Annotated in this window: 10 protein-coding genes; 4 read left to right on the plus strand and 6 right to left on the minus strand. The window is 59.3% G+C overall.

The features are described 5' to 3' along the window. The first annotated feature begins 366 nt into the window (after positions 1-366). The 3 genes from ACRXB1_RS19975 (at position 367) to ACRXB1_RS19985 (ending at position 3,301) form a co-directional block, all read left to right on the plus strand. Positions 367-936 carry a cysteine hydrolase family protein gene (locus ACRXB1_RS19975; protein ID WP_062001931.1) on the plus strand — a complete coding sequence of 190 codons (570 nt, stop codon included), beginning with the start codon at positions 367-369 and terminating at the stop codon, positions 934-936. A gap of 416 nt (positions 937-1,352) precedes the next feature. Continuing rightward, on the plus strand, positions 1,353-1,688 hold the full coding sequence (locus ACRXB1_RS19980; RefSeq protein ID WP_449492976.1) for a VOC family protein: 336 nt from the start codon (positions 1,353-1,355) through the stop codon (positions 1,686-1,688). Positions 1,689-1,825: 137 nt separating this feature from the next. Then, positions 1,826-3,301 carry an esterase-like activity of phytase family protein gene (locus tag ACRXB1_RS19985; RefSeq protein ID WP_449492977.1) on the plus strand — a complete coding sequence of 492 codons (1,476 nt, stop codon included), beginning with the start codon at positions 1,826-1,828 and terminating at the stop codon, positions 3,299-3,301. 182 nt (positions 3,302-3,483) lie between these two features. Here ACRXB1_RS19985 and ACRXB1_RS19990 read toward each other — a convergent pair whose 3' ends face one another. The 3 genes from ACRXB1_RS19990 to ACRXB1_RS20000 form a co-directional block, all read right to left on the minus strand. Continuing rightward, positions 3,484-4,464, minus strand: coding sequence for an aldo/keto reductase (locus ACRXB1_RS19990; RefSeq protein WP_075357601.1), 981 nt, complete (start codon positions 4,462-4,464; stop codon positions 3,484-3,486). Between the two features lie 244 nt (positions 4,465-4,708). Next, the gene (locus ACRXB1_RS19995; RefSeq protein WP_449492978.1) at positions 4,709-6,154 is read right to left on the minus strand and encodes a DEAD/DEAH box helicase; all 1,446 of its coding nucleotides are present in this window, start codon (positions 6,152-6,154) and stop codon (positions 4,709-4,711) included. 71 nt (positions 6,155-6,225) lie between these two features. Beyond that, a complete protein-coding gene (locus ACRXB1_RS20000; protein ID WP_449492979.1) occupies positions 6,226-6,951 on the minus strand; it encodes an SDR family oxidoreductase in 726 nt (241 codons plus the stop codon). Positions 6,952-6,954: 3 nt separating this feature from the next. Here ACRXB1_RS20000 and ACRXB1_RS20005 point away from each other — a divergent pair, with 3 nt between their 5' ends. Then, positions 6,955-7,989, plus strand: a complete 1,035-nt coding sequence (locus tag ACRXB1_RS20005; protein WP_449492980.1) for a LysR family transcriptional regulator — start codon at positions 6,955-6,957, stop codon at positions 7,987-7,989. A gap of 190 nt (positions 7,990-8,179) precedes the next feature. On the opposite strand, the gene ACRXB1_RS20010 is transcribed toward ACRXB1_RS20005, so the two are convergent. From ACRXB1_RS20010 to ACRXB1_RS20020, 3 genes are all read right to left on the minus strand, one after another. Next, positions 8,180-9,076: a SphA family protein gene (locus ACRXB1_RS20010; protein ID WP_449492981.1), complete on the minus strand. Its 897-nt coding sequence runs from the start codon at positions 9,074-9,076 to the stop codon at positions 8,180-8,182. A gap of 275 nt (positions 9,077-9,351) precedes the next feature. Then, a complete protein-coding gene (locus ACRXB1_RS20015; protein WP_086382642.1) occupies positions 9,352-9,831 on the minus strand; it encodes a DMT family transporter in 480 nt (159 codons plus the stop codon). A 22-nt stretch (positions 9,832-9,853) separates the two neighbouring features. Further along, a partial coding sequence (locus ACRXB1_RS20020; RefSeq protein ID WP_449492982.1) for an amidohydrolase family protein occupies positions 9,854-10,739 on the minus strand: 886 nt, incomplete at its 5' end.

Genomic DNA, 10,739 nt, shown 5'->3' on the forward strand with positions numbered 1-10,739 from the left:
CGCGGCTCCTCAGCGCATGCAGCGACACGTATCTGATTCGATTGCAACGCTGCGCGGGCGAATTGCTGCCCACATCTCCAGGCGATTACAAAGGTGCCCATACTGTTGTGTTCTCCACGCATATTTATGACACAGTAGTATTAGAAGGCTGTCAGTAAATCCGACAAGCGGAACCCCCTCGTCGAAGTGGGCCGCAATCAGGGTGGAACCGACACCTGATTGGCCGAACAGCGGTGCGGGCGGGTGACGCCTCGTGGCCGAACCGGGCCGATCAGACAACGAAAACCCGGCTCGCGACCAACGTGCAGTAAAGTCCGAATAGGATCGGATCGCACCACGACAACAACCGCTTACGCCGAATTCAAAATGACTGCCTTACAACGCCCGGCCGGTGCCCTCCTCTTGCTGGTGGATCTTCAGAAAGCAATAGACCACCCAAGCTGGGGGCAGAGAAACAATCCGCTTGCGGAAGTTCAGATTGCACGTTTGCTTCAGCACTGGCGGAGTAACGGCTGGCCGGTATGGCACATTCGGCACGACTCCACCGAACCTGGCTCGCATTATCGACCCGGGCAGAGCGGGCATGACTTCAAGCCTGAGGCCACTCCCGTCGCCGGCGAGCCGGTAATCCCTAAATCGACCAACAATGCGTTTCTAGGTACAAACCTGGAAGCGCGGCTTCGCGCTCAAGACCATGACACGCTAGTGGTAGCTGGCGTCATCACCAATAATTCTGTAGAGGCGACGGTTCGCATGGCCGGCAACCTAGGCTTCACAACCTACCTCGTAGCCGATGGCTGCTTTACGTTTGATCGAAGGGACTGGAATGGCACCTTGAGAAGCGCGGACGACGTACACGCGATGTCGCTTGCCAATCTCGACCCGGAATACTGCACCGTGATCACTGCCGGGATGTTGCTGGATACGGACAAGTGAGTTGAATCACTGTCACATTCGTCGCATTCGAAGCGAACGAATCCGTCATCGATTGAAACCGCACACGACACGATGATGCCGTCGTTCGCGCAATCATGGTTGTAATCAAACCAGGAGACACCCGAGAACATCAGTTTCAGCCGGGCGGGAGGTTGTCCGACCTGACTGTCGTTCGCAGGGTCAATGCGGCTTGGTCACCGAGACCACAACGCATACCTTCGTCCCTTTAGACGAACCGACCGTCACTGAACTCGACTGATGCAACACCGGATCGTGCAGATGATGCGTTTCGCTCAGGAATCCGAGAGTTGCAGACTCGGAGTGGCGGACTTCCTTCACCGTCAGACATATGAGCCGAAACGGTCGGTCGTGAAAGACTCATTGCATGTCAGCCAATCGGCCCCGACTTCATCGCCTTGCAGGTGCGCGACCTCGTTGCGTCCCGCAAGTTCTACGTCGAAACTTTCGGTTTTGAAGCCTCGACGCACTGTCCTCCTGGAGCGATCATTTTCAAGACCGACCCCGTCCGGTTGGCGCTGCGAGCGCCCCTGCACGCGCTTCCCGAAGCGGGGCCACTTGGTGTTGGCATGGTGCTCTGGATCGCCTGCACCGACACTGATGCGCTGCACGACCTCGTTGCAGAGCGGGGCGGTGTGATCCAGAGCCCGCTTGCCGACGGCCCCTTCGGCCGCTTCTTTGTCGCCGGCGATCCGGATGCCTACGCGATCACCTTTCATACGGCGCGGAACTGACCGCAGTCCACGCAATCGATGCGTCAATCCGTTTGCTGGACCGACACCCGTCTTTTTTTCTCCTGCCACAAACTTTTCATTTACCAAATATAAGCTTTACGTTTTCCAGCAGCTCGACACAAAAAGGAGACGGGGCGATGTTCAACAAGAAGACGTGTGTGGGACTGACTTTGACATTGGCGCTTGGTGCCTGCGGCGGCGATGATGCGCCCGCGATTTCCGAGAGCACTCAGCAAGGTACCCAGCTTTTCAGCCAATCCATTGCTCCGTCTACAAGTTGGGGTAACGTGCCCATCGTCGGCACGGGCTACGGCTCGGCATTGACGCCCGCCCCCAACCGGGCCGGCTATTTCTACGGCATGACAGATCGCGGTCCCAACGTCACCGCGCCCGACGGCACCAACAAGATCGAGCCGGATCTGGCATTCCAACCGGCAATCGCCCTGTTTCAACTCGTCAACGGCAAGGCTGACGTTTCCAGGGTCATCGGTCTTTCACTGGCTGACGGCACGCCCATGAATGGCCGCGTCAATCCCGAGGCAACCACTGCCGAGATCATCTACGACTTGAACGGCAACGCGCTGCCCCCAAGCGTGGCCGGGCTCGATCCCGAAGGCCTCGTGGCCATGCCCGACGGCACCTTCTGGGTCTCCGACGAGTATGGTCCCTATATTGTTCACTTCGACGCGAACGGCAAGGAGATCTCCCGGCTCAACCCCTACTCCACCGCCTCGTCGGGCAACAACCTGCCGCTGCCCGGCGAACTGAAGAAACGCAAGCCGAACAAAGGCATGGAAGGTCTCGCCCTCACGCCTGACGGCAAGTACCTCGTTGGCATCATGCAGTCACCGTTGGACAAGAATGGCTCGGCAGCGGTCGCCTCCGGCAAGGGTGCAATCACACGCGTCGTCAAAGTCTCCCTAGCCGACCCGATATCCGACGTGCACGAATATTTGTATTCCCTGCACACGAACGGCGCAGGCAATCCCGAGGGTCAGGCCGTGAGCGAGATCACGGCGCTCACAGACGGCACGTTCATCGTTGACGAGCGGGACGGTAACTTCGAGGGCACCAGCGACGGCACGGCGAGCGGCAAGGCCAGGGCCGACAAGAACCTGTGGAAGCTCGACCTGAGCCAGGCCACTGATGTCGGCCCGAAATCCCCTCTCATAGGCACCAACATCGCCGGCGGAGCGGTAATCTACAATTCGACCAATGGCCTCACGGTGGGTGGCAAGACCATCGAAGACCTTGCGGGCACGGTTGACGCGCCTGCCGCTGTGCAAGCGCTGAGCAAGGCCGGCATCACGGTCGGCACCGAGGCAATGTTCCTCAACTATGCCGCGCTCTTCACTGCCATCGATCCGAAAGGCATGTACTTTGGCCACGACAAGGTCGAGGGGGTGGCGATCGATCCGGCGGATCCGACCAAGATCTACCTGTCGAACGACTCGGACTTCGGCATCACGGACGAGCCGAGCACGGTATCGATGGCCACGGCCTCGAACCCCTTCCCGCCCAGCGAGAAGTTCCTGCCAGATGGCAAGACCCAGGACTTCGGCGAGATCGTCAAGATCGACATGACGCAAGTGCCTGCCAAGTTCAAGCAGTAAGCCGGCAGGCATCGTCTTCGCGGCCGGCCAATCACCGATTCAGGGCTTGCTACAACCAGGAAGTCCTGAATCGAGCGATTCGTGGACTTCAACCGCGTCCCTGATGAAATCCTTGGTCAGCCCAGCATCCTGCAAGCTGCTGAGAGGCGCAGCGAGCCGATGGCAAGCGCTAGCAGGACTGTCTATTTGAAACCCGTCACCGCATGCGGCACATAGCGCTCTTCGAGCAGTTGGATTTCGTCCGTAGTCAATTTAAGCGAGACGGCCGCGACCGCATCGCTCAGATGGTGCAGCTTGGTCGCGCCAACAATTGGCGCCGTGACCGGTTTCTTCTGCAGCACCCACGCAAGCGCGACCTGCGCCCGCGGCACGCCTCGCTTCGTCGCAATCTCGCTCACCCGTTCGACGATCTGACGGTCTGCCTCTTCGGTCGCGGCATACAGGGTACGGCCGAATTCGTCGGTCTCCGAGCGTGCGCTGCTGCTGTTCCAGTCACGCGTCAGACGGCCCCGTGCGAGCGGGCTCCACGGTATCACGCCGATACCTTCGCTTTCGCACAGCGGCAACATCTCGCGTTCTTCTTCCCGATACAGCAGGTTCACGTAGTTCTGCATCGTTACAAAGCGGGTCCAGCCATGGCGTTCGGAGACATGCAGTGCTTTGGAAAATTGCCACGCATACATGGTCGAGGCGCCGATATAACGCGCCTTGCCAGCTTTGACGACATCGTGCAAAGCCTCCATTGTTTCTTCGATCGGCGTGGTGTCATCCCAGCGGTGGATCTGATACAGATCGACGTAGTCAGTGCCGAGGCGCCTCAGGCTCGCGTCGATTTCCGCCATGATCGCCTTGCGCGACAACCCCGCGCCGTTCGGTCCCGGACGCATCCGGCCGTGGACCTTAGTGGCGAGCACGATCTCGTCGCGGCTTGCGAAATCCTTGAGGGCGCGGCCCACGATCTCTTCGCTGGTGCCGTCCGAATAGACGTTAGCCGTATCGAAGAAGTTGATGCCGAGATCAAGCGCTTGTTTGATGAAAGGGCGTGCAGCGTCGTTGTCAAGCGACCAAGGATGCGGGCCGCGGTCAGGCACACCATAGCTCATGCAGCCAAGGCACAAACGTGACACATCGAGACCTGTGCGGCCAAGTTTCACATATTCCATTGTGCAACTCCTGTCGAAAATGCCGAATGGTTCTGGCAAAAAACTCAGGTTAGCCTTTGCATTTGGCGAGGCAAATAGGGGATGCGATATGAAGCATAAACTTATACTTCAGATCTGAAGCGGCAGTTCGCGACGAGCCGATCAGATGAAGGTTTCGTGTGAGCAGCGAACACATTCGCCAGAGACGACCTCGCTCGCGCAAATGCCAGCCGGTTCCAACGCTGGAGTCAATTATCCTCTCACATCAGGGTTGGCGTTTGCTGCGGCCACCAGCGGGTTTGCCAGCGGACTCATGGGAACCCGCAACCGGCTGGCTGACGGCTTTGCCGCGTGGCTTTTGCACGTTGAACGGGTTAGCGCCGGAGAGGCTAGTGTTGTCACTCCCGGTAACAGCGCGTTGAACCCGAGGCTTGCGATCGTTTTTGCCAGCCTGCGGTCGCGGCTTTTTGCTGAGCACCGGCACGACGCCCGCCACAGCTTGCGGCAATTTCGGCTTTTTGGGTTTTTTGGGTTTCTTGATGATCTGTCCCGTCGCGCTGGTTTGCGGCACGCGGTGTTCGGCTTCGAAACCCGGCTCTTCTTCACGGCGCAGCGTTTGCCGGATCAGCGCTTCAATCGCGGCCAGTTGCGGCGCTTCGTCGGCGCATACAAGGGAGACTGCCATACCGCTTGCGCCCGCGCGACCGGTACGGCCGATACGGTGCACATAGTCTTGAGCCACGATCGGCAGATCGACGTTGATCACCAGCGGCAGGTCGTCGATATCCAGCCCGCGCGCAGCTACGTCGGTGGCTACCAGCATCTGTACTTCGCCCGTCTTGAAGCGCTCGAGCGCACGCAGGCGAGCGGGTTGCGGTTTATCGCCGTGGATGGTGTCGATCGAATAACCCGCTTCGTCCAGCATGGCCGCCAGGTAATCCACGCCATTGCGGGTTTTGACGAACACCAGTGCGTGCTCCCAGTTGTTCTGAGCCACAAGGTGCATGAAGAGCTCAGGCTTGTTCTTTTTATCGACCGGCACCACCCATTGCCTGATCTTGCTGGCCGTGGCATTGGGCGCGCCGACACTGATGTTGACCGGGCTGCGGAGGATGGCGGCGGCCATGGCGCGGATATCATCGGTAAAGGTAGCGGAGAACAGCAGGGTCTGGCGCCGAGCGGGCAAGGCAGCGAAGACGGCGTTGAGTTCGCGCGCAAAGCCCAGATCCAGCATGCGGTCGGCTTCATCCAGCACGAGCGTTTGTATCTGGTCAAACTGCACTGCGTTCTGGCGATTCAGATCCAGCAAACGGCCGGGCGTGGCGACAAGCACATCCACGCCTTTGCGTAACGTCATCATCTGCGGATTGATACTCACACCGCCGTAGGCGGCAAGAAATCGTAAGTCGAGGCCGTGGCCGTAATCGATAAAGCTTTGCAGCACTTGTTCAGCCAGTTCGCGCGTGGGCACCAGCACCAGAACACGCGTGCGGTTGCTGGACACCGCGGGGCCGTGTTGCACCAGTTGTTGCAACAGCGGCAACGCAAAACCCGCCGTTTTGCCAGTGCCGGTCTGTGCCGCAGCCATCACGTCCTTGCCGCTGAGCACGGCAGGAATCGCCTGGGCCTGCACTGGCGTGGGTGTCTGGTAATGGAGGTCCTTCACATTACGCAGCAAGGGATCAATCAGGCCAAGCGAGGCAAAAGACATTGGCAAATTCCGGGGTAAAGCCGCAATTCTAGCGTTATCGCCTGGTGGCGCGGCGCACGATCAAATGGTCATCACCACGGAATCTGCTCCTGATCGAAGTAGAACCGTCCTGAGATGCCCGACGGGTTGCGGGTTGCCAACCAGACAACACCGGCCGCCGCCTGTTCCACGTGGCGATACCCGGAATGGTTGTTGAAGTCGGTGGCGGTGTAGCCCGGATCGATGGCATCGACACGAATCCCAAAAGACGCAAACTCTTTTGCAAAAGCCACGGTAATTGCGTTAAGTGCCGACTTGGAACTGTTGTAACCGAGAATGTTGACCCCATAGAACTGGTTATCCGGATCTGACAGCCAGCCTAGCGAGCCAAGTCCGCTGCTCACCATGACGACGACGCCGTGGCCGGCGGCTTTTAGCAGTGGCAAAAACGTCTGGGTCACACGGACTGGACCAAACACATTGGTCTCGTACACGGCACGAATGTCGCTGATTGGCTGCTGGCTTGGCGTCGTGTGCGCCACTCCTGAAATACCGGCGTTGTTGATCAGCACATCCAGCCTTCCGTCCTCGTCTTGCACATGCGCAGCAGCAGCCAGCACACTGTCGTCATGGGTCACATCGATAGAAAGAAACCGAACGTCATGACCCTGCGCTACCAGCGATTCCGCCGCTGCTGTGCCGCGTGCGATATCGCGGCACCCGAGCCAGATCCGGTGGCCCAGATGACCTAGTTGTCGAGCCGTTTCGTAACCAATGCTCTTGTTAGCACCAGTAATCAGGATTGTTTTGCTTGTCATCTTTTGATCCTCAGGAAAGTCTGGAATCACTTTAGGTCCGTTCGCCGGGTTTTGATAACTCGCCCGGAACCGAATAGACTGATCGCCATGCCGAACAATCATGACGAATCCAGTCTGGATCTACTGTCGATTTTCCTGGCCGTACTGGAGGCCGGCGGCTTCAGGGCCGCGGCTCGCCGGCTCGGCTTGTCCTCGTCGACAGTCAGCGAAAGGATCGTGCAGCTGGAAACCCAGTTGGGTGTACCGCTGCTGATTCGCACCACACGCAGCGTCACGCCGACCGAAACGGGGCGCGCGCTCGCCGCCCGAATTTCGCCACTACTGGCAGAAACGCGCGCAGCGTTGCACGACGCTGCAAGCTCCCAGCGCGAGGTACGGGGCCTTCTCAAGATCAACGTGACGGGCGCGGTGATGGTCGACATCTTGCCGCCCATCATCGACCGGTTCCTGCAAAGACATCCTGAGGTCCGCGTGGAAATCATGGTGGACGACCGGCTCGTCGATATTGTGGCGGCCGGTTGCGATGCCGGGATTCGTTACGGCGAGCATTTGGCGCAGGACACTATCGCTGTGCCGATCGGACCCCGTCAGCAGCGAATCGCATGGGCCGCGGCACCCTCATATCTCGCAGCGCGCGGCGCCCCGCAACATCCGGACGACCTACTGGATCACGAGTGCATACGGCTGCGTTTCTCAAGTGGTGCCCTCGTCGCGTGGCAATTCGAGCGCGGCGACGAAACCGTAAGAGTCGATCCCCCTGGACGGCTCATCGTCGGCGTGGATGGCGTTTCGGCAGCAATCGGTCTCGCTTGTGGCGGACGAGGCATCATCGGCACGTTCGAAAACTGGCTGGCTCCATGCCTGCAAAGCGGCGAGTTGCAACCTGTCTTACATGATTGGTGGACTGAGTTCGAAGGTCCTCAGTTGTATTTTTCGAGCAGATTCACGTCCGCCCCGCTACGAGCGTTAATTGAACTGGTCAAGGAAAAACAAATAGCTTCCGTTAGTTCAACGCGTCGCGGCGAACATCGCAACTGAGTCATGCTGCGCATCGAGATTGCCGAGTGCCGGAACGCCTGACCGCGATTCTGGCGATCTGCCGGATGCTCATTGGCTCGACCTCCTTGGGGCAAATTGTGCAGCGCTGCTAGCGCACATGATGCCCCCGTGCAGCCTTGGAAAGCGCTACCGTCTAGCGCGATTCATCTGCCAGCGTGTCCGTTCGGCTTCAAAACGGCACGACGAGCTTTGCCCAGATGCTCGTGCCCTCTGTACGATTGCGCGCGGCAAACTCCTTCAGGACCTTGAGGTCGACGCCGACCTTGCTGAACTGATAATGCGCTGCCGGACCTATGGCGGCCACTTGGCCGCGATACCCGTCTCCATCGACAGGCCGGCCGTGCTGGTAGTCGTCTGTTGTTTGGTTCACGTAGTACCCGTTGACGCCGAGACGCAGGTCTTTCGTCACCGCATGACTCACCGAATAATCGAAGTGAAAAATCTGCCCCGACCGGTAGTCAGTATCCGCGTTGCGCACGTTGAACGTGTACGTGATTTTTGCTGACACTTCGATCCCGTTTGCAGGCAGATAGGTGAATGCGACAATCGGGCGGACCGAGTAGTAGTTGCCGCCGATGTTCAGGCCACGTGCCATGTCATAGCCGCCAACGGGCAGCACAATGTCAACCGCGAGCAGCGGGTGGAACGCGCCAAAGTCCCAGCCTATAGTCGAGCCTAGCGTGATGTCGCCCACGCCGTTGCGATGGTCCTTGCCAGACGCCGAACTGCTCTGTAGCGATGCAACATCGCCAATGGCAAAAGCGCCTGCCCTGCCACCCGCGAATTTCAGGTTCGACATATAGAAGAGCCGTGCCGCTAGCACCTCGGCCGAGAAGTTGAAGCCCGGGATCGAAGAATTACCATGGCTGTCATTGAACCGGCTCGCGTGATAGTAGTTGGTGTAAAGCACGCCATACCAGCCCGGCCGAGGCAACATGCCCGCAAAGAACCCCTCCGAGCCCTGCCCGATGTTGTCGCCGCCGCCTTCGGTCGCGAAAGCAAGCGTCGAGAATGCCGCGGCAAGCGTGACCAGACCGGCGAGAATGCGTTTCTTGAGCGTTGTCATGCGTGTCATTGCCAAACAGCAGTCTTCACTGAAAGATTTTTATATTCATTAGGATTACGATGTTATATAACCCCTCTACACCATGCGAGATCAACCGGGACACGCCCGCACGCTGTGGCTTCAAACCATCTTTACGTCGAGCGGAGGAAAGCGTCCGCCGGAATGCCAAGTGCTTCTTCGAAGATCATGCTGCCCCGCGTGTATCGGGTGCCGCTGTCGGGATGCTGATTGTGTTTCATTGGATACCTCCGTATGGAATTGAGGTGGATGCGCATTTAGCTGTGTTTCGTCAGCGCCTGCACCAGCGAGTTGCCAAAGAGTGTCAGGCTGACTCCTGTCAGCATGACCAGCCCTCCCGCAAGCTTGACAGTTGATACCTGACGGGTCACCACGCCGACCAGTCCGAAGTGGTCGATCGCGAGCGATGAAAGCAATTGCCCGGCAATCACCAGCGCCAGCATGTTCGCGAGACCAATCCGTGGCGCGAGCAGTACCGTGCAGAAGATGGCGGCCGCGCCAAGCAGACCGCCGCTGAAGCGCCAGATCGGTTGCGAAGGCAGGCTTGCGACGGCTGCAAGAAGCCCTCCCTTGCTCACGGCGATCGCCGCGAGTGCCACGGTGCCAATCGAAAACGACACAAGGGCCGCTGCCACCACGTTCCCGCCAAGGCCGCCTGCGAGTTGGCTGTTGACCGCCGCCTGAACCGAAATGGCCGAGCCGGCACAAAATGCAATGAGCAGAAAAATCAGGTTCATGTCATACCCGTTTCATTTGGTCTCAGGCCTGCGCGACTTTCGGTGACGCGTCCGCGAACAGGTCCGGGACGTACCCGACGCCGGCGAACAGATGCGCACGGGAAGCTTCCGTTGCCTGCTTGAGCGCAGGGAAATCCAGTCCGAGCAGTTTGCCGCCCGACTTCCGGACCCGGCCGCCCACGATCACCGTGTCCACATTGCTGCGCTCCGCAGCGTGAACGATGGTGCCAATGGCATTGTTCGACGGATACAGGTTCAGGTCGTCGGCGCGGATCAGCACGATGTCAGCCTTCTTTCCCGGGCGCAGAGATCCCGTTTTTTCGTCCAGGCCCGCCACGCGTGCACCGTTTATGGTTGCTGTCTCGAGGATGCTGCGTACCGACACTGCCGCGGGTGCCGTCTCGTCACCCTTGATACGACGATTCTGTGCATGCGCACGCTGCATGAAGTAAGCGGCGCGCATTTCGGCAAACATGTCTCCGCCGTATGAAGCCTCAACGTCGATACTGATCGCCGGCGCAATACCATGGTCGATCGCGCGCTGGTACACACACAGGCCTTCCTCCAGACCGTACTGCGCATCCGAGCGAGGACAGACGTCGACGTTCACGCCAGCCTCACGCAGGATTTCCCATTGCTCGTCGGAGAGGCCCGTGCAGTGATTGAAAATGTTGTCCGGCCCGAGAAGCCCTTCTTCCTGGAGGCCCGGCAGCAGCTTGCCCATGTCTTCGCCAAGGAACTCGGTGATGATGCGCAGGCCCACCGCCCGCGCCGCTGCCCATGTTTCGCGGTCCCACTGCGACATCATGGCCATCGTGACCAGCCGGTCGTCCGAATCGAAGCGCTCCTGTTTCGGCCGCCCGAGGTCTTGCGGCCAGTGCTGGGCCGCTCGCAGGCGAGTGGGCCCA

The sequence above is a fragment of the Caballeronia sp. M23-90 genome (genome assembly GCF_053574605.1).